The sequence below is a fragment of the Sphingomonas sp. NY01 genome, assembly GCF_038809135.1.
Classification (GTDB): Bacteria; Pseudomonadota; Alphaproteobacteria; order Sphingomonadales; family Sphingomonadaceae; genus Sphingomonas; species Sphingomonas carotinifaciens.
This window is the reverse complement of the sequence record NZ_CP101722.1, coordinates 412,970-438,699: the sequence shown is the minus strand read 5'-3', so window position 1 is coordinate 438,699 and position 25,730 is coordinate 412,970. Positions and strand designations below refer to the sequence as shown.

At 68.8% G+C, this 25,730-nt stretch carries 25 protein-coding genes; 16 read left to right on the top strand and 9 right to left on the bottom strand.

Annotation, left to right across the window (positions count from 1 at the left end):
- The first annotated feature begins 190 nt into the window (after positions 1–190).
- The 11 genes from coxB (at position 191) to NPJ82_RS02170 (ending at position 10,494) form a co-directional block, all read left to right on the top strand.
- On the top strand, positions 191–1,369 hold the full coding sequence (coxB, locus tag NPJ82_RS02220) for a cytochrome c oxidase subunit II (RefSeq protein WP_342658203.1): 1,179 nt from the start codon (positions 191–193) through the stop codon (positions 1,367–1,369).
- Positions 1,370–1,372: 3 nt separating this feature from the next.
- The gene (gene ctaD, locus NPJ82_RS02215; RefSeq protein WP_112381857.1) at positions 1,373–3,037 is read left to right on the top strand and encodes a cytochrome c oxidase subunit I; all 1,665 of its coding nucleotides are present in this window, start codon (positions 1,373–1,375) and stop codon (positions 3,035–3,037) included.
- 403 nt (positions 3,038–3,440) lie between these two features.
- Positions 3,441–4,502, top strand: a complete 1,062-nt coding sequence (locus tag NPJ82_RS02210; protein ID WP_342658202.1) for an NAD(P)-dependent alcohol dehydrogenase — start codon at positions 3,441–3,443, stop codon at positions 4,500–4,502.
- A gap of 194 nt (positions 4,503–4,696) precedes the next feature.
- Positions 4,697–5,596: a heme o synthase gene (locus NPJ82_RS02205; RefSeq protein WP_342658201.1), complete on the top strand. Its 900-nt coding sequence runs from the start codon at positions 4,697–4,699 to the stop codon at positions 5,594–5,596.
- The gene (locus tag NPJ82_RS02200) at positions 5,593–5,727 is read left to right on the top strand and encodes a hypothetical protein (protein WP_260173155.1); all 135 of its coding nucleotides are present in this window, start codon (positions 5,593–5,595) and stop codon (positions 5,725–5,727) included. Before NPJ82_RS02205 ends, NPJ82_RS02200 begins: the two co-directional genes overlap by 4 nt.
- Positions 5,727–6,266 (top strand): cytochrome c oxidase assembly protein, encoded by a 540-nt coding sequence (locus NPJ82_RS02195; protein ID WP_112381855.1) that lies wholly within the window; start codon positions 5,727–5,729, stop codon positions 6,264–6,266. The genes NPJ82_RS02200 and NPJ82_RS02195 overlap by 1 nt, the downstream gene beginning before the upstream one ends.
- Positions 6,267–6,320: 54 nt before the next feature.
- Positions 6,321–7,232, top strand: coding sequence for a cytochrome c oxidase subunit 3 (locus NPJ82_RS02190; RefSeq protein WP_149682321.1), 912 nt, complete (start codon positions 6,321–6,323; stop codon positions 7,230–7,232).
- A complete protein-coding gene (locus NPJ82_RS02185) occupies positions 7,225–7,611 on the top strand; it encodes a DUF983 domain-containing protein (protein ID WP_342658200.1) in 387 nt (128 codons plus the stop codon). Before NPJ82_RS02190 ends, NPJ82_RS02185 begins: the two co-directional genes overlap by 8 nt.
- Positions 7,611–8,222: an SURF1 family cytochrome oxidase biogenesis protein gene (locus NPJ82_RS02180; RefSeq protein ID WP_342658199.1), complete on the top strand. Its 612-nt coding sequence runs from the start codon at positions 7,611–7,613 to the stop codon at positions 8,220–8,222. The genes NPJ82_RS02185 and NPJ82_RS02180 overlap by 1 nt, the downstream gene beginning before the upstream one ends.
- Positions 8,223–8,233: 11 nt before the next feature.
- Entirely contained in the window at positions 8,234–9,628 is a 1,395-nt protein-coding gene (gene thrC / locus NPJ82_RS02175) for a threonine synthase (protein WP_342658198.1), read from the top strand.
- Positions 9,625–10,494, top strand: coding sequence for a class I SAM-dependent methyltransferase (locus tag NPJ82_RS02170; RefSeq protein ID WP_112381850.1), 870 nt, complete (start codon positions 9,625–9,627; stop codon positions 10,492–10,494). The genes thrC and NPJ82_RS02170 overlap by 4 nt, the downstream gene beginning before the upstream one ends.
- 160 nt (positions 10,495–10,654) lie before the next feature.
- Here the strand turns inward: NPJ82_RS02170 and NPJ82_RS02165 are convergent, their stop codons facing one another.
- Genes NPJ82_RS02165 through NPJ82_RS02155 form a run of 3 tightly spaced genes read right to left on the bottom strand, consistent with a single transcriptional unit; the run spans position 10,655 to position 12,281 of the window.
- Positions 10,655–11,290 (bottom strand): heme exporter protein CcmB, encoded by a 636-nt coding sequence (locus NPJ82_RS02165; RefSeq protein WP_342658197.1) that lies wholly within the window; start codon positions 11,288–11,290, stop codon positions 10,655–10,657.
- Positions 11,287–11,868, bottom strand: a complete 582-nt coding sequence (gene ccmA / locus NPJ82_RS02160; RefSeq protein WP_342658947.1) for a heme ABC exporter ATP-binding protein CcmA — start codon at positions 11,866–11,868, stop codon at positions 11,287–11,289. Before ccmA ends, NPJ82_RS02165 begins: the two co-directional genes overlap by 4 nt.
- Positions 11,868–12,281 carry a metallopeptidase family protein gene (locus NPJ82_RS02155; RefSeq protein ID WP_112381847.1) on the bottom strand — a complete coding sequence of 138 codons (414 nt, stop codon included), beginning with the start codon at positions 12,279–12,281 and terminating at the stop codon, positions 11,868–11,870. The genes ccmA and NPJ82_RS02155 overlap by 1 nt, the downstream gene beginning before the upstream one ends.
- Before the next feature lie 55 nt (positions 12,282–12,336).
- Between NPJ82_RS02155 and NPJ82_RS02150 the strand changes: the two genes are divergently transcribed.
- The gene (locus NPJ82_RS02150; protein ID WP_149682328.1) at positions 12,337–12,630 is read left to right on the top strand and encodes a 4a-hydroxytetrahydrobiopterin dehydratase; all 294 of its coding nucleotides are present in this window, start codon (positions 12,337–12,339) and stop codon (positions 12,628–12,630) included.
- 214 nt (positions 12,631–12,844) lie between these two features.
- Here NPJ82_RS02150 and NPJ82_RS02145 read toward each other — a convergent pair whose 3' ends face one another.
- Complete coding sequence (locus NPJ82_RS02145) at positions 12,845–13,609, bottom strand: SDR family oxidoreductase (RefSeq protein ID WP_342658196.1); 765 nt, start codon at positions 13,607–13,609, stop codon at positions 12,845–12,847.
- A 68-nt stretch (positions 13,610–13,677) separates the two neighbouring features.
- Between NPJ82_RS02145 and NPJ82_RS02140 the strand changes: the two genes are divergently transcribed.
- Complete coding sequence (locus NPJ82_RS02140) at positions 13,678–14,433, top strand: ATP-binding cassette domain-containing protein (RefSeq protein ID WP_342658195.1); 756 nt, start codon at positions 13,678–13,680, stop codon at positions 14,431–14,433.
- Positions 14,430–16,016 (top strand): ABC transporter permease/substrate-binding protein, encoded by a 1,587-nt coding sequence (locus tag NPJ82_RS02135; RefSeq protein WP_342658194.1) that lies wholly within the window; start codon positions 14,430–14,432, stop codon positions 16,014–16,016. Before NPJ82_RS02140 ends, NPJ82_RS02135 begins: the two co-directional genes overlap by 4 nt.
- Here the strand turns inward: NPJ82_RS02135 and NPJ82_RS02130 are convergent.
- The 4 genes from NPJ82_RS02130 to NPJ82_RS02115 form a co-directional block, all read right to left on the bottom strand.
- On the bottom strand, positions 15,959–18,784 hold the full coding sequence (locus NPJ82_RS02130) for a TonB-dependent receptor (protein WP_342658193.1): 2,826 nt from the start codon (positions 18,782–18,784) through the stop codon (positions 15,959–15,961). The two genes, NPJ82_RS02135 and NPJ82_RS02130, sit on opposite strands and share 58 nt — an antisense overlap.
- Positions 18,785–18,889: 105 nt before the next feature.
- Positions 18,890–19,258, bottom strand: a complete 369-nt coding sequence (locus tag NPJ82_RS02125) for a ModE family transcriptional regulator (RefSeq protein ID WP_342658946.1) — start codon at positions 19,256–19,258, stop codon at positions 18,890–18,892.
- 5 nt (positions 19,259–19,263) lie between these two features.
- Positions 19,264–20,079, bottom strand: coding sequence for a ferredoxin--NADP reductase (locus tag NPJ82_RS02120; RefSeq protein WP_342658192.1), 816 nt, complete (start codon positions 20,077–20,079; stop codon positions 19,264–19,266).
- Positions 20,080–20,143: 64 nt separating this feature from the next.
- Complete coding sequence (locus NPJ82_RS02115; protein WP_342658191.1) at positions 20,144–22,441, bottom strand: TonB-dependent siderophore receptor; 2,298 nt, start codon at positions 22,439–22,441, stop codon at positions 20,144–20,146.
- Between the two features lie 83 nt (positions 22,442–22,524).
- Here NPJ82_RS02115 and NPJ82_RS02110 point away from each other — a divergent pair, with 83 nt between their 5' ends.
- Together NPJ82_RS02110 and NPJ82_RS02105 are read left to right on the top strand one after the other, a co-directional pair.
- On the top strand, positions 22,525–22,836 hold the full coding sequence (locus NPJ82_RS02110; protein WP_342658190.1) for a hypothetical protein: 312 nt from the start codon (positions 22,525–22,527) through the stop codon (positions 22,834–22,836).
- Positions 22,833–24,770 (top strand): PepSY-associated TM helix domain-containing protein, encoded by a 1,938-nt coding sequence (locus tag NPJ82_RS02105; protein ID WP_342658189.1) that lies wholly within the window; start codon positions 22,833–22,835, stop codon positions 24,768–24,770. Before NPJ82_RS02110 ends, NPJ82_RS02105 begins: the two co-directional genes overlap by 4 nt.
- Here NPJ82_RS02105 and NPJ82_RS02100 read toward each other — a convergent pair.
- Complete coding sequence (locus NPJ82_RS02100; RefSeq protein ID WP_342658188.1) at positions 24,682–25,629, bottom strand: glutaminase; 948 nt, start codon at positions 25,627–25,629, stop codon at positions 24,682–24,684. The two genes, NPJ82_RS02105 and NPJ82_RS02100, sit on opposite strands and share 89 nt — an antisense overlap.
- Between the last annotated feature and the right edge of the window lie 101 nt (positions 25,630–25,730).

The window sequence follows — 25,730 nt, the reverse complement described above, 5'->3', positions numbered from 1 at the left end:
CAGTTGCGGCGGCCGTCATAGGCATGCGCGCGGGGCCACGCAACGCGGCCTGCGGGGGATTTTGGCCGTTGATGGCTTGAGGGATGGCGCCTCCATGCTATAGCTACCGGCAAAAGGCGGCTTCCTGCGTTCGCAAGGTCCAAAAACGATACGCCTGGCGCATGGGAGAACAACTGGGGTGACCATTGGCATGCGCATTTCGGGTTTGAAGGGATTGGCGATCGCGGCGAGCCTTGCCTGTACGGGCTTGGGCACGATCGCGGGCGCCGCGGCGCCGCAAGGGGCGGTCGCGGCACCGGCGCCTCAGGCGGCCGCCGAACCGGCAGGCGTATCCAACACGGCCCCCACCTCCGCGGCCGCCCCGGCGACCGCCGCGCCCACCAGCCCGCTGCTCGCGCAGAACGGCGCCCCCGCCACCACGATCCAGCCCGGCATCGGCATTCCGGTGGACGGCGAGATGGGCCTGCAACCGCAGGTGACCAAGAATGGTGAGTTCGCGCACTGGATGCACAATGCGGTGCTGTTGCCCGTCATCACCGCCATCTGCCTTCTGGTGCTGGCGCTGCTCGGCTGGGTCGTGGTCCGCTATCGTCGCGCCGCCAATCCGATCCCGTCCAAGACCAGCCACAACACCACGATCGAGGTGTTGTGGACGCTGCTGCCGGTGCTTGCGCTCGTCGCCATCGCCGTGCCCTCGATCGGGCTGCTCCAGGCACAGTTCAAGCCCGCCCCCGCCGGCGCGGTCACGCTGAAGGCGATCGGCAACCAGTGGTACTGGACCTATCAATATCCCGATCATGGCGGCATCGAACTGACCGCCAACATGCTGAAGGAGCGCGGCGAAGTCGCGCCGGGCGAGCGCTTCCGCACCGATGCCGACGGCCCCCGCCTGCTCGCCGCCGACAACCGCGTCGTGCTGCCGGTCGGCGTGCCGATCCGCCTCATCACCACCTCGAACGACGTCATCCACAGCTGGGCGATCCCCGCCTTCTGGATGAAGCTCGACGCGGTGCCCGGCCGTCTGAACGAGACGAGCTTCACCATCGACAAGCCGGGCCTGTACTTCGGCCAGTGCTCCGAACTCTGCGGCCCGCGCCACGCCTATATGCCGATCGCGGTGCAGGCGGTTCCCCCGGCGCAGTTCGCCGCCTGGGTCCGCGCCAAGGGCGGCCAGATGCCGGGCAGCGCGGCGCCCTCGTCCGCGGTGATCCCGCAGCCGGGTGCCGACGCATCCGCAGGGGCGCAGGAGGCCGCGAACGCCGCCGATGCCGCCACCGGCCCGGCCGACAACGCCGCCACCGAAACCGCTCCCGCCACTACCCAGGGCGCCACCGGCAACCCCGCCGGCGCCGGCAACGCTGGACAATAAGCCATGACCGATACCGCGCTCCATCCGTCCGCGTTCCTGGGCAAGGAAGACGATCACCACCACGCGCATGCCGATCATCATCCCGGCTTCTTCGCGCGCTGGTTCATGTCGACCAACCACAAGGATATCGGCACGCTCTACCTGATCTTCGCGATCGTCGCCGGCATCATCGGCGGTGCGATCTCGGGGCTGATGCGCGCCGAACTCGCCGAACCGGGCATCCAGTATCTGGGCACCTGGGCCTCGCTGCTCCATGGCGGCCCGCAGAGCCTGGACCAGTCGCTCCACCTGTGGAACGTGCTGATCACCGCGCACGGCCTGATCATGGTGTTCTTCATGGTCATGCCCGCGATGATCGGCGGCTTCGGCAACTGGTTCGTGCCGATCATGATCGGTGCGCCCGACATGGCGTTCCCGCGCATGAACAACGTGTCGTTCTGGCTGATCGTGCCGGCCTTTACCCTGCTCCTCGCGTCGCCCTTCTTCGGCGGCGCGGGCGTCGGCTGGACCGCCTATGCCCCGCTCTCCACTTACGGCGAGCCGGGACCGAGCGTGGACATGGCGATCCTGTCGCTCCACCTCGCCGGCGCCTCCTCGATCTTGGGCGCGATCAACTTCATCACCACCATCTTCAACATGCGCGCGCCGGGCATGACCCTGCACAAGATGCCGCTGTTCGTATGGTCGGTGCTGGTCACCGCCTTCCTGCTGCTGCTCTCGCTGCCGGTGCTGGCCGCCGCGATCACCATGCTGCTGACCGATCGCAACTTCGGCACCACCTTCTTCGATCCCGCCGGCGGCGGTGATCCGGTGCTGTACCAGCATCTGTTCTGGTTCTTCGGCCACCCCGAAGTGTACATCATGATCCTGCCGGGCTTCGGCATCGTCAGCCAGATCATCGCGACGTTCAGCCGCAAGCCGGTGTTCGGCTATCTCGGCATGGCCTATGCCATGGTCGCGATCGGCGTGGTCGGCTTCGTCGTGTGGGCGCACCACATGTTCGCCACCGGGCTCAGCGTGAACATCAAGATGTATTTCACCGCTGCGACGATGATCATCGCGGTGCCCACCGGCATCAAGATCTTCTCGTGGATCGCGACCATGTGGGGCGGCTCGCTGTCGTTCCGCACGCCGATGGTCTGGGCGATCGGCTTCATCTTCATGTTCACCGTCGGCGGCGTCACCGGCGTCGTCCTCGCCAATGGCGGCATCGACGATTACATGCACGACACCTATTATGTCGTGGCGCACTTCCACTACGTGCTGTCGCTGGGTGCGGTGTTCGCGCTATTCGCCGGCTTCTACTACTGGTTCCCGAAGATGTCGGGCAAGATGTACAACGAGTTCCTCGGCCAGTTGCACTTCTGGGTGTTCTTCGTCGGCGTGAATGTGCTGTTCTTCCCGATGCACTTCCTGGGGCTGCAGGGCATGCCGCGCCGCTATCCGGACTATCCGGATGCCTATGCGACGTGGAACGCGGTCGCGACGCATGGCTATGAGATCATGGCGGCGGGCATGGCGATCTTCTTCGTCAACCTCGTCTGGTCGCTCGCAGCCGGCCGCAAGGCGCCGGACAATCCCTGGGGCGAAGGCGCGACGACGCTGGAATGGACGCTGTCCAGCCCGCCGCCGTACCACCAGTTCGAAACCCTGCCAAAGATCGACTGAGTCGAGAGGAGGCTATGCCTCCCCTCGACCGGCCGGCCTCGTGCAAGCACGAGGACCGACGACACGGGATTTACTCCCGTGTCGTGCCAAACTCAAAAACGCCCCGGCTTAACCCCGGGGCGTTTTTGTATCTGCGCGTAAGCGCAAAGAATTCGGTTCGTGCGGAGGTGCAGAGAACGCAGAGATCGGGCGTCTCTCCAATCGCGTATCCTTATCGTCTTCTCCGCGTCCCCTGCGCCTCCCCGCGCACCATCTTCCTCGACCTGCAATCAACACGGCGCTCAAGTTACGTTACACCATAACAGTTTGAAAACTCTTTCCCACTCCTCTGGCGAACCGCAAACCGGACCCCATATCCGCCCCCGCGGCTTCCCCAGCCGCCCGATTCCCAGAAGGAGCTTCCATGCCCACCCCAGCCAAGGCCTATGCGGCCCAGTCGGCAACCACGCCGCTTGCCCCCTTCTCGTTTGAGCGCCGCGACCCCGACGCCAAGGACGTCGCGATCGACATCCTGTTCTGCGGCGTCTGCCACTCGGACCTCCACACCGCCCGCGCCGAGTGGGAGGGCACGCTGTTCCCCTGCGTTCCGGGTCACGAGATCGTCGGCCGCGTCACCGCGGTCGGCAGCGACGTCACCAAGTTCAAGGTCGGCGATATCGCGGGCGTTGGCTGCATGGTCGACAGTTGTGGCCACTGCGCCTCGTGCAACGACGGCGAGGAGCAATATTGCGAGGGCACCGGTTTCGTCGGCACCTATAACGGCCCCGATCCCGTACTCGGCGGCCACACCTTTGGCGGCTATTCCGACCATATCGTGGTCGATGAGGGCTTCGTGCTGAAGGTCGGCCACGATGAAAAGGATCTCGCCGCGGTTGCGCCGCTGCTGTGCGCCGGGATCACCACCTACTCGCCGCTCAAGCACTGGAAGGTCGGCCCCGGCCAGAAGGTCGGCATCGTCGGGCTCGGCGGGCTCGGCCATATGGGCGTAAAGATCGCCGCGGCGATGGGGGCGGAGGTCTATGTCTTCTCCACTTCGCCGAACAAGCGCGACGACGCCCGGCGGCTCGGTGCCAAGGAGCTGATCGTGTCCAAGGACGCCGACCAGATGGCCGAACATGCCAACAGCTTTGACTTCATCCTGAACACGGTTGCCGCCTCCCATGATCTCGACCAGTTCCTCGGCCTGCTCAAGCGCGACGGCACGATGACGCTGGTCGGCGTGCCGGAAACGCCGCACCCCTCGCCCTCGGTCGGCAACCTCGTCTTCCGCCGCCGCGCCCTGGCCGGCTCGCTGATCGGCGGCATCGCCGAGACGCAGGAGATGCTCGACTTCTGCCAGGCCCATGGCCTGACCGCGGATATCGAGATGATCGACATGCAGGACATCGAGACGGCCTATGACCGCATGCAGAAGAGCGACGTGAAGTACCGCTTCGTCATCGACATGGCATCGTTGAAGAACTGACCCAAACCCCTCTCCCCCACGGGGGAGCATCAGGTGAACGGCGCCCCGCGTTGTTCGGCCCATGCCGGGCGCATGGGCGACCTGATGCTGGAGGGGCCCGCTGCCGCAAGGCAGGGAGAGGGTTGAGGGGGAGCCCCGCCGCGCCGCGGGACGCTTCCCCCGCCCCCCCGCACCGGGTATAGCCGGTGCCGACGATGACCCCGACCCAGCCCCTCCTGCCCCCCGCCGACTGGCGCGACTTCCTCGCGCTGACGAAGCCGCGCGTGCTGACGCTGGTCGTCTTCACCGGGCTGTGCGGCCTGCTCGCCGCGCCGATCATGCCCGATCCGGTGATCGGCTTCACCGCGATCCTGTGCATCGCGCTCGGCGCCGGCGCGGCCGGCACGCTGAACCAGTGGTACGAGGCGGACCTTGATGCCATGATGCGCCGCACCGCGCAGCGCCCCCTGCCCGCAGGCCGCATGGATCGTCAGTCGGCGTTGCATTTCGGCGTCGGGCTCGGCGCGTTCTCGGTCATCCTGATGGGGCTGGCGGTGAACTATACCGCCGCGGCGATCCTTGTCGTCTCGATCCTGTTCTACGTCCTCATCTACACCGTCTGGCTGAAGCGGCGGACGCCGCAGAACATCGTCATCGGCGGCGCCGCCGGTGCCTTCCCGCCGCTGATCGGCTGGGCGGCGGCGACCGGGCATGTCGCGCTCCTCCCCTTTCTGATGTTCCTGCTCGTCTTTTTGTGGACGCCGCCGCATTTCTGGGCGCTCGCGCTGTTCGTGAAGACCGATTACGCCAATGCCGGCGTGCCCATGCTCCCCGTCGTCGCGGGCGAGGTGGTGACGCGGCGCCAGATCGGTCTGTACACCATTCCCATGGCCGCCGCCGCGGTGCTGCCCTGGCCGCTGGGCCTGACCGGCGCGATCTATGGCGGCGTCGCCACCGTCGGCACCGCGCTGTTCGCCTGGTATGCGCTGATCGTCGCCACGCGCCGCACGCAGGCGGACGATGCGATGAAGCCGGAAAAGCGGCTGTTCAAATATTCGATCCTCTATCTTTTCCTCCTTTTCGGCGCGCTGGTCGCCGACCGGTGGCTGGCATGACCCCTGACGATCCCGATCTGATCCGCAAGCGTCGCCAGGGGCGCTCGCTCGTCATGGCGCTGCTGCTTGGCGCGCTTGTCATCCTGATCTTCTTCGTCACCCTGTCGAAGATCCGGGCGGGGATGCACTGATGCGCCTTTCCCGTCAGGCACGTACGGTCGTCTTCGCGGTGCTGGGCGTGGTGTTCATGACGGGCCTCGCCTGGGGCAGCGTGCCGCTCTACCGCCTGTTCTGCCAGGTCACCGGTTTCCAGGGCACCACCCAGCGCGGCGACGAGGCTCCCGGCAGCGTGCACCACAAGATCCGCGTCGATTTCGACGCCAATGTCAGCCCGCATCTGCCCTGGAGCTTCAAGCCCGAGAATCCCAGCGAGACGATCGACATCGGCGCGCGCGACATGGTGTTCTTCACCGCCACCAACCGTTCGGACAAGCCGGTGACGGGCACCGCCACCTTCAACGTCACGCCGATGCAGGCGGGCAAATATTTCACCAAGATCCAGTGCTTCTGCTTCACGCAACAGACGCTGAAACCGCACGAAACCGTGCGCATGCCGGTGATCTTCTTTGTCGATCCCAAGATCCTTTCGGACCCGGATGCGCAGGGCGTGGAAACCATCACGCTTTCCTACACATTTTACCCGGTGGATTCGGGCGCGCGCACAAGCTAGCATCGCCACCAGAACAGAAGCGACGATACCGCTACAGACAGGGATTGAGGAACCATGGCCGGCGCCAAGAACCACGATTATCACATCCTGCCTCCCAGCCCCTGGCCGCTCGCGAGTTCCTTCTCGGCGCTGCTGATGGCGGCGGGTGCGATCATGTGGATGCACGAGGCACCGGGCGGCGGCTGGGCATTCCTGGCCGGCCTCGCCGCGGTGCTGTTCTGCATGGGCTCCTGGTGGGCCGATGTGGTGCGCGAGGCGCATGCCGGCGACCATACCCCCATCGTCCAGCTGCATTTCCGCTACGGCATGATCCTGTTCATCGCCTCCGAAGTCATGTTCTTCGTCGGCTGGTTCTGGGCATTTTTCGACTTCTCGCTGTTTCCCACCGCAATGAGCTTCGTCGACGGCCAGGTGGAACGCGCCACCGAGGGCGCCGCCGCCATCGCCGCGCAGTGGCCGCCCCAGGGGCTGGAGGTCATCAACGCCTTTGAACTGCCGCTGCTCAACACGCTGATCCTGCTGACCAGCGGCACCACCGTCACCTGGGCGCACCATGCGCTGATTCACAACCAGCGCGGTGGCGAGAAGCGCGGCCTGTGGGGCATGCTCGGCGTCGGCGACCGCGACGGCGTGCTCAAGGGTCTGTGGCTGACGGTCGCGCTCGGCGTGATCTTCTCGTCGATCCAGGCCTATGAATACATGCACGCGCCCTTCCCGTTCAAGGGGATCAACTACGGCGCCGCCTTCTTCATGGCGACGGGTTTCCACGGCTTCCACGTCCTGGTCGGCACCATCTTCCTGATCGTCTGCCTGATCCGCGCCTATCGCGGCGACTTCACCCCGCGCCAGCATTTCGGGTTCGAGGCGGCGGCCTGGTACTGGCATTTCGTCGACGTCGTCTGGCTGTTCCTGTTCGTCACCATCTATGTCTGGGGTGGCTGGGGCGCGCCCGTCCACGGTGGCTGATGATGTCGAACCGCCCGGCCCGTCCCTTGGCGCGGTCGGGCTGAAGGGCCTGTGCCCGCGCTGCGGCGCGCCCACGCTGTTTGCCGGCTGGGCGCGTTTCGCCGATCGTTGCGGCCGATGCGGGCTGGACTATGAACAGTTCAACGTCGGCGATGGCCCGGCGGCCTTTCTCACCCTCATCATCGGCACGATCATCACCGCGCTGGTGATCGCGCTGGAGTTGACCGTCCACCCGCCGCTGTGGCTGCACATGCTGATCTGGGTGCCGGTCACGGCTGCCGGCGTCCTCTACGCGCTGCGCCTTGCCAAGGGCGCGCTGCTCGCCGCCGAATATCGCAATGCCGCCAAAGAGGGCCGCATCCGCCAGGACGCCTCCTGATGCGCCGCGTGCCCATCGTCCCCACCCTTATCGTCGGCGTGCTGATCGCAGTTATGCTCGCCCTCGGCTTCTGGCAGTTGCTGGACCGCGCACCGAAAAAGGAAGCGTATCTCGCCCAACTGGCGCAGAACCCGGCGCGCGCCCCCGTCGCCTTTCCGCAGGCTCCCGACGACCGCCTGCTCTTCCGCCGCACTACCGCCACCTGCCGACCGCCGGTCACGATCCGCCGCGCTGGTGCCGGCTCGGCGGGCTTCCGCCTGATCGCCGAGTGCCGGGGCGGCATGCTCGTCCAGCTCGGCACCAGTCGCAACCCCCGCGCCGAGGTGCCGTGGCAGGGTGGCGCGGTTTCCGGCTATATCAGCCACGCCCCCGATCACCGCTCGATGATCGAGTCGCTGATGCGCCCCCGGCCGCAACCGATGCTGCTCGTCCTCGACCTGCCGGTCGCCGGCCTGTCGGCCAATCCGCGCCCCAGCACCGATGCCGTGCCCAACAACCATGTCGCCTATGCGGTGCAATGGTTCCTGTTCGCGCTGGCTGCCGCAATCATCTATGGTCTGGCGCTGCGCAGACGCAATCGCGCGGTTGTGGAGCGTGCCCGCCCCCGCTAATCCGCCGGATCATGCGTTATCACAGCACCCGCGGCACCGCCCCCGTTCTCGACTTTCGCGGCGCCACGCTCGCCGGCCTCGCCTCGGACGGCGGCCTGTATATTCCGGAGGCGTGGCCGACGCTGTCGACCGACGCGATCCGCGACCTTGCCGGCCTGCCCTATGCCGAGACCGCGGTGCGCGTCATGCTGCCTTTCGTCGGCGATGCGCTGACCGAGGCCGAGCTGCGCGAACTGTGCACCGCCGCCTATGGCCGCTTTTCCCACGCCGCCGTCACCCCGCTGGTCCAGCTCGATCATGACCAGTGGCTGCTGGAGTTGTTCCACGGCCCCACGCTGGCGTTCAAGGACGTCGCGCTGCAACTGCTCGGTCTCCTGTTCGAGCGGTTCCTGACCGGCACCGACAAGCATCTGACCATCGTCGGCGCGACCAGCGGCGACACCGGCTCGGCGGCGATCGACGCGGTGGCCGGGCGTGAGAAGATCGACATCTTCATGCTCCACCCCGCCGGCCGCGTCACCGACATCCAGCGCCGCCAGATGACGACCGTCCTCGCCCCCAACGTCCACAACATCGCGATTGACGGCAATTTCGACGATGCGCAGGCCCTGGTGAAGGCGATGTTCAACGACCGCGCCTTTGCCGACCGCTACAGCCTGTCTGCGGTCAACTCGATCAACTGGGCGCGGCTGATGGCGCAGGTGGTCTATTATTTCTACGCCGCCGTACGCCTCGGCGCGCCGGAGCGGTCGGTCGCCTTCTCGGTGCCCACCGGCAATTTCGGCGACGTGTTCGCCGGCTATGTCGCGGCCAGGATGGGCCTGCCGGTTGCCAAGCTGATCGTCGCCACCAACGTCAACGACATCCTCCACCGCGCGCTGTCCGCCGGCGATTATTCCAAGGGGCAGGTGCAGGCGACGCCCACCCCCTCGATGGACATCCAGGTGTCCTCCAACTTCGAACGCCTGCTCTACGATCTGGGCAACCGCGACGGCGCAGCACTCGCCGCGCAGATGGCCGGGTTCGAGGGCACCGGGGCGATGCGGCTGACCAACATGCAGAGCCAGGGCGCCGCCGCGCTGTTCGGCAGCGACCGGGTCGATCTGGACGACATGACCCGCGCGATGCGCTGGGCCGCCGATCGCGCCGGGCAGATCATCGATCCGCACACCGCGATCGCACTCGCCGCCGCGCGCCGCCTGGACAGCGACGTGCCCGTCGTCACGCTGGCCACCGCGCACCCCGCCAAGTTCACCGACGCGGTGGAGCGCGCCACCGGCACCCGCCCGCCGCTGCCCAACCGCGTCGGCGACCTGTTCGAGCGGGAGGAGCGCTACGAATCGCTCCCCGGCACCTTTGACGCGGTCACCGGCTTCATCGCCGCGCACGCACAGGCCTCCGCATGAAGCTCGACACGCTGATCGGCGAACCCTGGGCCGATTACGGCCTGGTCGATTCGGGCAATGGCAAGAAGCTGGAGCGCTACGGCCGCTTCCGCTTCATCCGTCCCGAGCCGCAGGCGCTATGGGCCCCCGCCACCGACGACTGGCGCGCCGCGGGCGAGTTCGTCCCCGGCTCGGACGAGGAAGGCGGCGGCCGCTGGATCCATCACGAGCAGACCCCGCGCGAGGGCTGGCCGCTGCGCTGGAGGGAGGTCAGCTTCACCGCGCAGACCACCCCCTTCCGCCACCTCGCCTTCTTTCCCGACATGGCCCCCGTCTGGGGCTGGATGCGCGAGCGGCTGGAGGGCACCACGTCGCCCGAATGCATGAACCTGTTCGGCTATACCGGCGTCGGCACGCTGGCCCTGTCGGCGGCGGGCGCGCGCATGGTGCATGTCGATGCGTCCAAGAAATCGGTGGAGGCCGCGCGCGGCAATGCGGCATTGTCGGGCATGGCCGATGCGCCCATCCGCTGGATCGTCGACGATGCGGTCAAGTTCGTCGCGCGCGAGGTGCGTCGCGGCCGCCGCTATGACGGCATCCTGCTCGATCCCCCCAAATATGGCCGCGGCCCCGATGGCGAGATCTGGCGGCTGGAAGAGGATCTGCCCGACCTGATCGCCGATTGCCGCCAGCTGATCGACGCGGATTCGCGCTTCCTGTTCCTCACCGTCTATGCGGTGCGCATGTCCGCGCTCGCCATCGGCGAGATGCTGCGACAGGCCTTTGCCGACCTGCCCGGCACGGTCGAGGCCGGCGAACTCGGCGTCCGCGAGGAGGCCCGCGGCCTCACCCTGCCCACCGCCATCTGGGCGCGCTGGAGCCGGTAAAAGGGAACACCCGCGCGCGCCGGCTCGTTCGCCTGACCTGTATGAACAGGAGAATGGCATGAAGCGCGGTTGTTTGTTGTGGTTGTTCGGCGTTCCCCTGCCGGTCGTGTTGTTGCTCTACTTCCTGTTCTTTCGCTGACGGTTGCGGCGGGGGCGGCGGTTACCGCATCCCCGCCCGGATCGCCCCGCCCGCCACGAACGGCGCCCCCGCCACCAGCAGCAGCGAGACCGCGGCGAGCAGCTTGAACGCGCCCGCCCCGCCCTCCAGTGCGCCGGCGCCGAAGATCAGCACCGGCACCGCCAGCGGCAGCATCACTATCCCCGCCAGCGCGCCCGCCCCGCGCAGCGACGCGGTCAGCGCGCCCGTCGCCACCCCCAACGCCGCCAGCCCCGGCGTGCCCAGCAGCAGCCCCAGTTCGACCCGCAACAGCGTCGCCGCCGACAGGTCCAGCAGCCCCGCCGCCGCCACCGCCGCCACCATCATGAGCGGCGCGAACCCGATCCAGTGCGCCAGCACCTTCGCCGCCGCCACCGCCACCAGCGAATGTCCCCGCACCGCCAGCTGATCGAACACCCCCGCCTCCAGATCGGGCGCCACCAGCCGCTCCACCGGCAACAGCGCCGCCAGCAGCGCCGCCGCCCAGATCACGCCCCCGCCGACCCGCGCCAGCACCGCGCCGTCCGGCCCGATCGCAAAGGGAAACAGGATGATGACGAGCAGGAAGAAGCCGATCACGATCGTCGCGGTTCCGCCGCTCAGGCCCCGGCGCACGTCGCGCAGGATCAGCGCGGTCACGCCGCGCCGCCCAGGCGCACCGCCACCGCATCGCCCAGGTCGATCGGCTGATGCGTCGCCACCAGCGCCACGCCGCCCGCCGCCCGGTGGCGGGCGACCAGCGCCGCCAGCATCGCCACGCCGTCCGCGTCCAGCCCGTTGGCCGGCTCGTCCAGCAGCCAGATCGGCGCCCGCGTCGCCACCACCCGCGCCAGCTCCACCCGCCGCCGCTGCCCCGTGGACAGCAACCGCACCGCCAGATCCGCCTTCGCCGCCAACCCCACCGCCGCGACCGCCCCGGCGACGCGCGCGTCCATATCCGGCTCCCCGTCCAGCCGCGCCCACATCGCCAGCGCCTGCGCCACCGTCCGCTCCCCGTCCAGCGCCGCCCCCTCGGCGAGCAGCGCGACCCGCCCGCCCCGCTCCACCGTGCCGGCGGCAGGCGGCAACAGCCCGGCCGCGATCCTGAGCAGACTCGATTTGCCGATCCCGTTTGGCCCCGTCACCACGCCCGCCCCGCCCGGCGCCAGCGCGATGTCGACGCCCTCGAACAGCATCCGCTGCCCGCGCGCGCCCGCCACGCCGCTAAGGGCCAGCATCACGCGTCCGCCACCGCGTCTTCCAGCGCGTGCATGTCGTCGTCCGACAGGCCGAAATGATGCCCGATCTCGTGAATCGTCACATGCGCGACCAGCTCGTCCAGCCGCACGCCGGTTTCGATCCATTCGTCCAGGATCGCGCGGCGATACAGGTGGATGCGGTCGGGCAGCGCGCCGGAGTCCATCGACGATTTCTCGCCCACCGGCCGTCCGTGATACAGGCCGGTCAGGTCCAGCGGATGTTCGATCCCCAGGCTCGCCAGCGTTTCGTCATCGGCGAACTCCTCGATCAACAGCACCACGTCGCCCAGATGCTCGGCAAAGGCTCGCGGCAGCTTGGCGATCGTCGCGCGTGCCAATGCCTCGATCGTGTGCGCGTCCGGTGCCGCGCCGATGCCGTCTTGCCCGCCCATGCATCAGGCCATACCCGTGGCCCGCCGGAACCGGCAAGCGATATAGGGGATTGGGATGATCGAGCCGCTCAGCGAAATGGATCGGGCCGAGGCACTGGACGGCCTGCCCGACTGGGATCACGACGAAGCACGCGATGCGATCACGCGCACGGTGGTGTTCGCCGATTTCGTGGAAGCGTTCGCCTTCATGACCCGCGTCGCGCTGATCGCGGAAAAGATGGACCACCATCCCGAATGGAAGAATGTCTGGAACCGCGTCGACATCCTGCTGACCACCCACGACGCCGGCGGCCTGTCGGGCCGCGACATCGAACTCGCCGAGGCGATCGACGCGATCATGGGCGAGTGAAGGGCTAAGAAAAGCCCTCTCCCCTTCGGGGAGAGGGAGGGGCCCGCCGCGCAAGCGGTGGGAGGGTGAGGGGCAGCCCAGCAGCGCAGCACCGTTTGTCTGCCCCTCACCCTACCCACGGCTAAAGCCGCGGGTCCCCTCCAGCATCAGGTGAACAGCGCGGGGCGCTGTTCACCTGATGCTCCCCGGTTGGGGAGAGGGCTCAGCAGAAACCCTACCGCACCCCGCGCATCTGCCGCCGCAATCTCCCCGGCATCCACCGCGCCGCGAACATCATCCGCCGCGCCGTCCGGCCCACCGGGGTCAGCACCCGGTCGCCATGCACCGCGTCCCATGCCGCCTGCGCCACCACCTCAACGGGGGTGAATTCCAGCCCCTGCGCCCGCACCCGCTCGCGCGCGGTGCCCTTGCCCACCACGGCATCCAGAAGCGGCGTATCGATGAAACTGGGCATGATCGCGCGCACCTTGATCCCGTCCGCCGCCCATTCGCCGTCCAGCGCCTCGGTCAGCCCGCGCACCGCGAACTTCGTCGCCGAATAGGTCGCCAGCCCGGCCGATCCATAGATGCCCGACGCCGACGACGTGTTGAGCAGGCACGATCCCGGCGTCGCCTTCAGATGCGGATAGGCGACCCGCGCGCCGTAGACGAGGCCGCGGAAATTGATGTCGATCACCCGGTCCAGCGCATCGATGTCGATCGCGCCGAACGGCCCGCCCGCGGCGATCCCGGCATTGTTGAACAGCACGTCCAGCCGCCCGCCCGCGATCATGAAGCTGGCCAGCTCGCTTTCCCACGCGCCGACGTCGCGCACGTCCATCACATGCGTGCTGTGCAGCCCGCCCAGGCTCGCGGCGACCTCCGCCAGCCCCGCCTCGTTCCGGTCGGCCAGCCCGACGCGCCACCCGGCCTTGGCGAACAGCGTCGCGGTGGCCCGCCCGATGCCCGATGCGGCACCGGTGACGAAGATCGCCTGCATATCCTCTCCTCTTGTGATCGCCGCCAATCGTTTGACGTTTCGGGCATCATTCCGCATCATCGCCGCCGATGCCAGCCCCGATCATCGCGCTTGACCGCGTCACCCGGCGTTTCGGCGCAACCACCGCGGTGGACGACGTATCGCTTGCCATCGCGCCCGGCGCCTTTGTCGCGCTTGTCGGCACCTCGGGCTCGGGCAAGTCGACGCTGCTCCAGACGATCAACGCGCTGGTCCGCCCCGACGCCGGCACCGTCCAGGTCAAGGGGCGCGACATCGCGGACGGCCCACCCCATCTGCTGCGCCGTCGCATCGGCTATGTTTTTCAGGGCGACGGCCTGTTCCCGCACATGAGCGTCGCGCGCAACATCGCGATCGGCCTGCGCCTAGCCGGTACGCCCACGGGCGACCGCGTCGCCGAGATGCTCGATCTGGTCGAACTGCCCCGCGACCTCGCCGACCGCCGCCCCGACCAACTCTCCGGCGGTCAGCGCCAGCGCGTCGCCATCGCCCGCGCGCTTGCCCCCTCGCCCGCCATCCTGCTGCTCGACGAGGCGCTTGGCGCGCTCGATCCCGTCACCCGCGACGGCCTCGGCACCCGCCTGCGCGCGCTGCATGATCGTCTCGCCCTCACCACGGTCCTCGTCACCCATGACATGGCGGAGGCGCTGCTCCTCGCCGACCGGGTGCTGGTGATGGCAAAGGGTCGCATCGTCGCCGACGCCACGCCCCGGCAGCTCGCCACCGGCGGCGGCGGTGAGGGGGCGCAGGCGCTGATGGCGGTTCCCCGGCATCAGGCCGAACGGCTGGCGGCGCTCAGCCGATGAGCGCGTTCCTCGATGCGCTGGCCCGCGTGCCCCCGCTGCTCGCCCAGCACGTCCTGCTCGCCATCGCCGCGCTCGCGCTCGGCATGGTCGTCAGCCTGCCGCTCGCGCTGCTCTCCGCCCGCCAGCCGAAGCTTGGCCGCATCGCGCTCGCCCTCGCCAGCCTTGTGCAGACCATTCCGTCGCTGGCGTTGCTCGCGCTCTTCTATCCGCTGCTGCTCATCCTGTCGGGGCTGGTCGGCGGGCGCATCCCCGCGCTCGGCTTCCTGCCCTCGCTGCTTGCCCTGTCGCTCTATGCGGTGCTGCCGATCCTGCGCAACGGCGTCACCGGGCTGACCGGGCTCGACCCCGCCGTCACCCGCGCCGCCGATGCGGTCGGCATGACGGCTGCACAAAAGCTGTGGCAGGTGGAACTGCCGCTCGCCGCCCCCGTCCTCGTCGCCGGTATCCGCACCGCCGCGGTATGGACGATCGGCGCCGCCACGCTGTCCACCACCGTCGGCCAGCCGAGCCTCGGCGACCTGATCTTTGCCGGGCTGCAGACCCAGGCCTGGGCGCTGGTCCTCGCCGGTTGCCTTGCCGCCGCCGCGCTCGCGCTCGGCGTCGATGCGGTGATCGGCATGATCGAACGCGGCCTTGCCCGCGGCCGCCGTGCCGTCTGGCTGACCGGCGTGGCGCTGCTCGCCGGCGGGCTCGCGCTGGCCACCGCGCCGCTATGGCCACGCGGCGAGGATCGCACGGTCGTGATCGGCGCCAAGAATTTTTCCGAGCAATATATCCTCGCCCGCCTGATCGGCGACCGGCTGACACAGGCCGGTTACCGGGTCCGCTACCGCGACGGCCTCGGCTCCGCGGTGATCTTCGGTGCCGCCCGTGCCGGCGATGTCGATGTCTATGTCGAATATGCCGGCACCTTGTGGACCACCGCGATGCACCGCAGCGACGTGCCGCCGCGCGCCGCCATGCTTGCCGACCTATCCCGCTGGACGGATGGTCAGGGCGTTCGGCTGCTCGGCCCCCTGGGGTTCGAGAATGCCTATGCCTTTGCGATGCGTGGCGCCGATGCGCGCCGCCGGGGTATGGCCACCCTGTCCGACCTGTCCGTCGCCGCGCCCGCGTTGCGTCTGGGCAGCGACCTCGAATTTCTCGACCGGCCGGAATGGGCGGCGGTGCGGGACGCCTATGGCCTGCGCTTCGCGGCGATGACGCCCTACAGCCCGACCTTCATGTACCGCGCGCTTGCCAGCGGCCGGGCCGACGTCATCTCCGCCTTCTCCTCCGACGGCCGCATCGCCGCGGACGGCCTCACCGTCCTTACCGATCCCAGGCGCGCGATCCCCGGCTATGACGCCGTCCTGCTCCTCGGCCCCGCCCACGCAACGGACCCCCGCCTTCTCGCCGCCCTCCGCCCCCTCCTCCACCGCATCCCGGTCGACGCCATCCGCCAAGCCAATTACCGCGTCGACCGCGACGCCGGCAAACAGACGCCGGAGGCCGCCGCCCGCTGGCTCGCCGGGCGAATCGGGCTTCAGGAAAACAGCTTGCGCACCGACAGCCGCACCGTCCGCCCCAGCGGGTCCAGATAACCGGGCTGGTACCGGTTCGGCACCACGCCGGTGGCATCCCGCACCTCCTGCCGCTGGTTGAACAGGTTGTTGACGTATAGGCTGACCCGCACCCCGCGCAGCCAGGGCCGTTCGCGCACCAGATCCAGCCGCTGGCCCAGATCGGCGAACAGCCGCAGGTTCGCCGTCGCCAGACTGCCGAAGGTCAGCGCCTCCGGCGCCTCCGCCGTGCCGCCGTTCACCCGCGTCGTGCTCTGCCAGTTGCCGGACAGGCGCGCGCCCAGGCCGTTATTGCTGTACCCGGCCTGCAATTCGACCTGATGGCGCGGCGATCCGCCGCCATTGCCGATCGCGCCGCCGTCCAGCAGGTCCAGCACCGGCCCGCCATCCGCCAGCACGCGCCGGTCCTTGAACGCCACCGTGTGATAGAGCGCGAACTGGATGCGCCCGCCGCCCTGCCCGCCACCCGGCCCCCGGCCGCCAAAGCCGCCCGGACCGCGAAAGCCACCACCGGGCCCGCCGGGCGGAGGCCCGCCCTCCGCGCGGGGGCCGTCGCCATCGCCGCGCGCCGGCGCATCCCCTTCGCGCGACGTCGGCGGCCGGTCGCCGTCCGCGCCGCCGCGCCGCCGCTCGCCGCCCGGCGGGCGCAGTCCTTCGAACGGATTGGGGCCCTGACCGGCGCGATAGGCCTCGATCTGCCGCTGGATCTGCGACTTGATCGGCTTGGAGAAGTTGAACCCCCAGCGCAGTTCGGACCGCTCGGTCCGCGCGAAATTGATCGGCCGGGTATCCAGCCGCACCAGCGCCCCCGTCTCGTCGCGCAGGAAACGGTCCGGGAAGGCGGCGGCGATCTCGGCAGTCACCGCCGTCAGGTCGATGACCGGATCGTCGGTCCGGCTGTTCACGAAGCTGGCGGTCAGGTTGAGATCGGTCTGGCTCCACGGCTTCAGCGTCAGGCCCAGCCGCTCGACATGCCGGTTGCTGGCGCGCAGCAGCGGATTGCCGCCGCCGATGGTCGTCACCGTCGCGGTTTCGCCGCGCACATAATCGAACACGCGGACGTTGGGCGTGGTGATCTGCGGATTGCCGAGCTGCGTGGGCGACGGCGCGCTGTCGGCATCGGTGACGTTGGCGATCAGCCGCAGCCCCTCGATCGGCGACCAGTTCGCGCCGTAGCCGATGGTGGTCAGCGTGCCGAAATCCGATACCTCGTTCACGCCGGCGTTCAGGTTCAGCGACAACTGCCGGAGCGGCGACAGCACGCCGCGCGTCCGGCTGGCGATCGGCAGGTCCAGGTTCACCTGCCCGTTCACCGTATCGCGCGAGATGTCGGCGCTGCGCAGTTCGCCGAAGCGGAAGGAGCGGCTGTCCACCGAATTGGTGTCCGCCCCCACCTTGATGCTGGTCGAAACGTCGCCCGCGGGCAGGCTGAACAGCCGGCCGTTCAGCAGCGCGTCGACCGATCCGGTCTGGGCGGTCGAACGCGCGAAGTTGCGCGCCGCCAGTGGCAGGTCCACCGGGGTCAGCGGCCCGAACGGGTTGGCGCCCGGATCGCCCGCCACCAGCCGCTCGTTGAAGTCGCCCGCATCCAGCCCGGTATCGGTCGCCACCCGGCTTTCGCTGCGATCATAGGCGCCCGTCAGCGTCCAGCGCCACCGCCCCAGCTCGCCGTTCAGCGCGGCACCCAGGCGCCCGGTTAGCGCGTTGTTGCGCTGGCGCAGGGGCGAGAAGTCACCGTCGAACCCGCGCGCGACCACCACGTCGGTCCCGAAGGGCGAGAAGGGGTTGCCCGACGGCAGCGCCAGTTGCGCGGTGGGCAGGCCTTGCAGGCTGGTGCTCTGCGTCGTCTGCACCTGCGCGTTGATCGAGGCGGAGATGTTGCCGAAGATCGGCTGCGCATAGGTCACATTGGTGCCGAACTGCCGCTGCGCACCCTGCAGGGTGCGGAAACGGGTGGCGTCCAGCAGATCGGCCGGCGTGCCGGCGAACTGCGCCAGCGTCGGATCGGCGACTCCTGCGGGCACCCCGACGATCGTCGTCGCGGTGCCGGTCAGTGCGCTCAGCGCCGGGTCGATCTCGCCGCGCCCGCCCGCGCCCAGCACATTGCCGCTCAAGCCGAAATTGGTCTGGGGCGCCGTGATGCCGCGCTCCGCCTCGGTCAGGGCGGAGCTTTCCTGATATTCGGTATGCAGGCTGAACCGCTTGTCGCGCCGGATCTGCACCAGATCCACCTCGCCCTCGCCAAACACCTGCCCGCCTTGTGTCGGCACCCGCCCCGTCGCCTCCACCACCGTCGAGCGGAAGCGGTTGCGCAGCACGAAGTTCACCACCTTCTGGTCCGCGCTATAGCCATATTTCAGCGCGACCTCCTCGGGCAGGATCTCGACGCGGCTGATCGCCTCGGTCGGCAGGTCGCGGATTTCCTGGAATCCCGAGATGCGCTTGCCGTTCAGCAGCACCACCGGCGCGCCGCCGCGTCCGCTCGTCGTCTGCGGCGTCAATTCGGTCAGCAGGTCGGCGATCGAACTGACGCCGTATGAGCGCACGTCCGCCGGGCTCAGCGTCTGGTCGGGGGGAATGTCGCCGATCACGGAGCCGCGCGGCCGGGCACCGGTGACCACGATATCCGCCTCGCCGTCCGCGGCCTCCTCGGCGCCGCCCGCACCATCGGCGCCGTCCTGCGGATCGCTCTGGGCCGCGGGTGTCGTGGTCGACGGTGTCGCGGGCGCGGTCTGCGCGGTCGCCATGGCCGGCCATGCCACCGCCCCCATCAGCATCGCTGCCATCATGCTCCGCATCGTCACACTTCCCCGAACTGATAATCGAGGTGCCGACTAGGGGCGATTTGTCGCAGAATTATGCCCGGCGCCCACAAACGGGCAAAACTGTAAGAATCAGTCGCGCGGTGCCTCGCGCAGCATCGCCTCCAGCGTGGACCGCGCCGCGCTGTCCGCGGCGGAGGCATCCACCACCCCCTCCAGCGCGCGGTACGCCGCCAGCACGCGCGCGCCCTCCGGGGTCAGCCGCGCCCCGCTGTCCGCCCCGCCGCCGCGCGCGGTGGCGACCAGCTTCGCCGACCAGCAGCGATTCATCTCGTCCACCAGCAGCCAGGTCCGGCGGTAGCTCATCGCCAGCGCGCGCCCCGCCGCGGAGATCGACCCATGCTGCCGGATCGCCTCCAGCAGGTCCGCCTTGCCGGGGCCCATCGCGATCACCTCGCCGCACAGGATCTGCAGCTTCAGCTTCAGCGGGCCCCGGCGCACCGACATTATCCGGCAAAGGCCTTTTCGATCACGTACGCGCCCGGCTGCGCGTTCGACCCTTCGGGGAAGCCCATCGCCTCGAACTGCGCGCCCAGGCTCTTGATCATGTCCATGCTGCCGCACATCATGATCCGGTCCGTCTCCGGGTTGAACGCGTGCCCGCTCGGCAGGTCGGCGAACAGCCGCCCGCTCTCGATCAGCGCGTCGATCCGCCCCGTCGTGTGGAACGGCTCGCGCGTGACGGTGGGGACATAGTGGAACTTCTCCGCCGCGACTTCGCCGACCAGCGGATCGTCGGCCAGCCTGGCGGCCAGCTCGTCATGATAGGCCAGATCGCTTACCCGGCGCACCGAATGGACGATCACCACCTCGTCGAACAGGTCATAGATGTCCGGATCGCGCGCCACCGACAGGAAGGGGGCCAGCCCCGTGCCCGTCGACAGCATGAACAGCCGCTTGCCCGGCAGCAGCGCGTCGGCGACCAGCGTGCCGGTCGGCTTGCGCCCCAGATAGATCTGGTCGCCCGGCTGCACCTTTTGCAGCTTGGAGGTCAGCGGGCCGTCCGCCACCTTGATCGACAGGAAATCCAGCTTCTCGTCATAGGACGGGCTGGCCACCGAATAGGCGCGCAGCAGCGGCTTGCCCGTGTCGCCGGGCAGGCCGATCATCACGAACTCGCCGGACCGGAAGCGGAAGCTGTCGGGACGCGAGATGGAGAACGAGAACAGATGCTCGTTCCAATGGTGAACGCTTTGCACCGTCTCCACGCTCAGCGCCGCGGTGGGCGCCAGTTCGACCTTGGTTTCCGTCAACACACTCATGCTCCTTGGGACCGGCGCCGGGCGCCGTCCTCCACTTCTCGATCCTGCAAGCGATGACGCGCCCTTACCATGCGAAGCGCAGGCTGCCCACAAAGGTCCGCGATGCACCGAAATAGCAACTGTTGTTGAAAAAACAGGAGGCGATGTGCCGCGTGTCGAACAGATTGTTCACATTGGCGGTAAAGGTCAGCCCGGTCATCGCCGCATCCAGCCGGCCCAGGTCATAGCCCAGCACCGCGTCCGCCAGCACGAAGCCGGGCGACCGGAACCGCTCCACCACCGTCTGGTTGGCGCGCACGAAGCTGGCGGTGCCGTCCGATTCGCCGACATAGCGGACACCGCCGCCGATGGTGATGCCGCCCAGCGGCCCGGCGACGCCCGCCCTGGTCAGGTCGTAGCTGACGAAGCCGGACGCACTCCATTTCGACACGCCCAGCGGGCGCGTTCCGGTGACGCCGGCCAGTTGCGCGCCGCTGCCGACCACCGGCGTGCCGCGCGTCACCAGCGGATCGGTGTAGGTGCCCGCCACCGTCACATCCAGGCCCGGTGCGATCTCGCCGCGCCCGTCCAGTTCGATGCCCTTCACCGCGACCTCGCCTACCTGCACCTGCGCGCCGGTCGGTATGCCCGCCACCACGCCCGCACGCGGATCGCCCACCGGCACGTTGCGCCGCCGCAGGTCGAAGAAGGACAGGGTGAACAGCGCGCTCGTGCCCGCCGGCTGGTATTTCAGCCCGCTTTCATATTGCCGCCCGGTCACCGGCACGAACGGCGCCGTCGTCACGCTGCCGCCACCAATCGTGTAGAGCACGCCGGCCTGCGGCTCGAAACTCTCCGAATAGCTGAAGAAGGGCGACAGCCCGATCTTCGATTCATACAGCGCGCCCAGCCGCGTCGTGAACGCGGTCTGCGACAGGCGGGCCAGCGCATTGGTGTTGCCCGGCGCCAGATTGCGGTTGATCGTCGCCTGGTTGTACCAGTCCCACCGCCCGCTCGCGATCAGCTGCAACCGCCCGATCGCGATCTGGTCCTGCAGATACAGCCCGACCTGATCGATCGCGCGCCGGTTGCGCGTCTGGAGCAGCGGGAAGTTCGGCTGCACCCCGCCATAGACCGGGTTGAACAGGTTCAGGTTCGCAATGCTGGTCGCCGGGTTGTTCGTCACCCCGGTGTTGAACTGCTGGTCGTTCACACCCCGGTTGTTCTGCCAGTCGACGCCCGCCAGCAGCGTATGGCCGATCGGCCCGGTGCCGACGCTGGCGGACAGGTGGTTGTCGATGGTGATTGTCCGGAACGATTCGTCCGATCCGCCACCGCCGCGCACGATCGTCGAAAAATCGGTCTGCCGCGCAGCACCCGCGCCCGTGGTCGCAAAGGCGGACAGGTAGATTTGCCGGTAATGCAGGTCGACATCGAAATAGCGCGCATTGGTCGTCCAGCGTACCGCATCGGACAGGTCGTGGCGGACCAGCAGCGTCGCCGACTTCTGCTTGCGGTCGAACGCCTCGTACGCCGGCTCGGACACGTTCAGGTCGATCGGAAACCGCCCGAACGGATTGGGCAGCGCCGATCCGTAAACCGGCACGCCGCTATAGGATGCCGCCTCCGGATCGCGCTGATAGCTCAGCAGCAGCGAGATGCTGGTCCGGTCGTCCGGCGCGAAGGTCAGCATCGGTCGCGCATAATAGCGCCGGTTGCGCGTGCGGGCGACGAAACCGTCCGACTGCTCGGCCCCCGCGATCACCCGGAACAGCCATTTACCGTCGCGGTCCAGCGGCTGGTTCACGTCGATCGCCGAGCGGACCAGGTCGAAATTGCCCCCGGCCAGCTCGATCCGCCCGCCCGCCTGCGCATAGGGCAGCTTGCTGGTCAGGTTCACCAGACCGCCCGGCGTCGCGCTGCCATACAGGACCGATGCCGGCCCCTTGATGACGTCGACGCTGTCGACCAGGTGGAAGTCGATCTGCGGGCTGGAATAGACACCGCCCTGCAACCGCATCCCATCCATGAAGATCGCCGGCGAGAAGCCGCGCACGAACAACTGGTCGTACCGGGTGGCGACATTGCCGCGCTGGTTGGGCGATACGCCCGCGACATAGCTGAGCGCCTGGTTGATCGACAGCGCGTTGCGCCGGGTCAGTTCCGCATTGTCGATCGCGGTGATCGTCTGCGGCGTCGCGATCAGCGGCGTGTCGGTCTTGGTCCCCGATTTGGCCGATGTCTCGCCGCGCTGGCCGTTCACCACGATCTCTTCGGCAGAGCGCGTCTGGGTGTCCTCGTCCGGGGCGATCGGATCGGCGCCGGCCGGCGCCATCACCATGCCGGCCAGCATCGTTCCCGCCAGCCATCCCGCCAGGCGCATAAATTTTCCCCCGTGATATTGATAATGACTCGCAGAGGCTGCTAAAGAGAGCCGATCACCGTGACAAGGAAAATTCGCTGCCCATGTCCGCCGGCCCCGTTCCTGCCCCTCGCCATGCCGCCGCGCGCCACAGCGCCGGCGTCGTCTGGCGCTGCGTGACGGTGCTGTTCGGTGGCTACGCCTTTGCCGCAGTCGCCGTGACGCTTCTCGCCCGGCTGCTGCCGATCGACCGGGCGGAGGCGACCGGATGGGGCATGGTGCTCAGTTTCCTTGTCTTCGTCTCGGTCGGCCTGTGGGGGCTGCACGACCACCGGCTGGGCCGCGTGTCGCTGGTGATCTGGGGCGGCGCGGCGCTGGGGTTCGCCGCGCTCCGCCTGCTGGGCGTCCGTCCGTGAGTGCCGCGGCGATCGGCCTGCGCCAGTCGATGGCGACGATCCATGGCTGGCTGGGCCTTCTTGCCGGCTGGATCCTGTTCACGATGTTCCTGACCGGCACCGCCAGCTATTTCCGCCCGGAAATCACCCAATGGATGCAGCCGGAGATCCGCCCCGCCGCCGTCTCGCCGTCGCAGGCCGCGGGCGCCGCGGTCCGCCGTTTGAACGCGGACGGGCCGGACGATGTGCAATGGTATATCTACCTGCCCGACGATCGCACCGTCGCCACCCGCGCCTTTCGCCTGCTCGCCCCCGGCCCCGACGGCAAGCCGCAGCGCGGCCCCGGCGAGATCACGCTCGATCCCGCCACCGGTGCCGATCTCCACGCCCGCGACACGCGCGGCGGCGAGCATTTCTACCGCTTCCATTTCCAGCTTCAGCTGCCGCACCCCTGGGGCCGCTGGCTGGCCGGGCTGTGCGCGATGTTCATGCTCGGCGCGATCATCTCGGGCGTCATCACCCACAAGCGCATCTTCGCCGACTTCTTCACGCTGCGCTGGAACAAGGGGCAGCGGTCGTGGCTCGACGCGCACAACGTGTCCGCCGTCCTCGCCCTGCCCTATCATGCGATGATCACCTATACCGGGCTCATCACGCTGGTCGCGATGTACATGCCCTGGCCGGTGGCGGCGAACTACGCCAGGCCGCTCGCCTTTGCCGAGGCCGCCTATGGCCTGCCCGCCGAGGGCGAGGCGAGCGGCCGCCGCGCCCCGCTGGTCGATGTCGCCGCACTGGTGCGCGATGCGGAGGGGCGCTGGGGCAAGCCCGCCACCCGCCTCGTCGTCCGCCACCCCAACGACGCCGCCGCCACCGTCACCGTCAGCCGCCACACCCGCGGATCGATCAACGCGCGTACCCCCTCCATCACCTATGACGGCGCCACCGGCCGCGTCCTCGCCATCGCCCCCGACGCCGGCCCCGCGCTCTCCACCGCCGGCGTCATGCTCGGCCTGCATATCGCCGGGTTCGCCGGGCCGGCGCTGCGCTGGGCCTATTTCGCGCTCGGCCTGACCGGTGCGGCGATGGTCGGCACCGGCCTGCTGCTCTGGACCACCAAGCGCCGCCGCCCGAACGCCGCGCCCTTTTTCGGCCTGCGCCTGGTCGAACGGCTCAACATCGCCGTCGTCGCCGCCTTTCCGATCGGCATGGCCGCCTATCTGCTCGCCAACCGCCTGATCCCGGCGCAGGCGGAGGGGCGCGCCGCCACCGAGGTATCCGCGATGTTCTGGGTCTGGGGCATCCTGTCCCTCGTCCAGCTTGCCCGCCCCGCCCGCCGCGCCTGGGCCGAGCTCTTCGCGCTCGGCGCGCTGGCCTGGGCGGCGATCCCCATCGTCGATGCCGCGACCACCGACCGCGGCCTGTTCCACGCGCTGGCCACCGGCGACATGGTCTTTGCCGGCGTCGACATCGCCACCCTGGTCATCGCCCTCACCCTGGCGCTCGCCGCTTGGCGCGCCAGCCGCCGTCCCCCGCGCCGAAAGAGCGCCGCACCACCGCCCCCCGACAGGAGCAGCTCGTCCATGCCTGACGCCATCCTCTTGAGCTTTCTCGGCCTGTGGCTGATGGCCGCCGCCTCGCACAAGCATTGCCGGGAGGCCGGGGTCTGCGATCCCCGCGCCAAGCGTGCGCTGCGCTTACTCGGCAGCCTCGCGCTCGTCCTCGCCTTCACCACCTGCGGCACCGAACTCACCGGCGAGCGCGTCGTCCGCGCGCTGGGTGCCGCCTCGGTCGCGGGTGTCGCGCTCGTCCTGCTGCTGTCCTTCCGCCCCGCGCTTGCCTTTGCGCCCCTGCGCCGGGCACTGGCGCTCAGCCGGGGTCGAACACCGACCAGCCCGTCCGCTGCACGAGCCGTTCCAGCGCGAGTGTCCCTAGCTGCGAATTCCCGCGGGCGTTGAGCCCCGGCGACCACACGGCGATCGATGCCTTGCACGGCGCGATCGCCAGGATGCCGCCGCCCACGCCCGACTTGCCGGGCAGGCCGACGCGAAAGGCGAACTCGCCCGATCCGTCATAATGGCCACAGGTCATCATCACCGCATTGATCCGCCGTGCCCGCTGCGGCGACACCACCGATCGCCCCCTTTCCCCGGCGGTGGCGCCGGGCTGCACCCCGCGCGCCATCAGGTAGCGCCCCGCCAGCGCCAGTTGCCGGCAACTCATCGCCAGCGCACATTGGTGGAAATAGAACCCCAGCACCCGCTCGACCGGGTTCTTCAGGTTGCCGAAGGCGTGCATGTAATGCGCCAGCGCCATGTTGCGGTGCCCCGTCTCCATCTCGGCGGCGGCAACGGCGCGGTCGACGATGATGTCCTCCTCCCCCGCCAGCCCGCGCACGAAGCGCAGCATCTCGCCGATCGCCTCGCGCGGTTCGTGCCGGCCGAGCAGCACGTCCGACACCACGATCGCGCCGGCATTGATGAACGGGTTGCGCGGGATGCCGTGTTCGGTCTCAAGCTGCACGATCGAGTTGAACGCGGTGCCCGACGGCTCCCGCCCCACCCGCGTCCACAACTGATCGCCCACCGCGCCCAGCGCCAGCGTCAGGGCGAAGACCTTGGAAATGCTCTGGATCGAGAACGCCTCTTCCGCGTCGCCCGCCAGATGGCACGTCCCGTCCATCTCGATCACCGCTATCCCGAACCGCGCCGGATCGACGTCGCGTAAACCCGGGATATATTGAGCCGGCACCCCCCGGTCGGGCGCCGCCTTCATCTCGGCGGCGATCTCGGCAATGACGGCGGACAGGTCGACCATGCCCGATCCTAGGGCATCGATATCCGACCCACCACCTCCGTTCGATATCAGACCCACCACCTCCGTTCGTGCTGAGCGAAGTCGAAGCACAGGCGCAGACG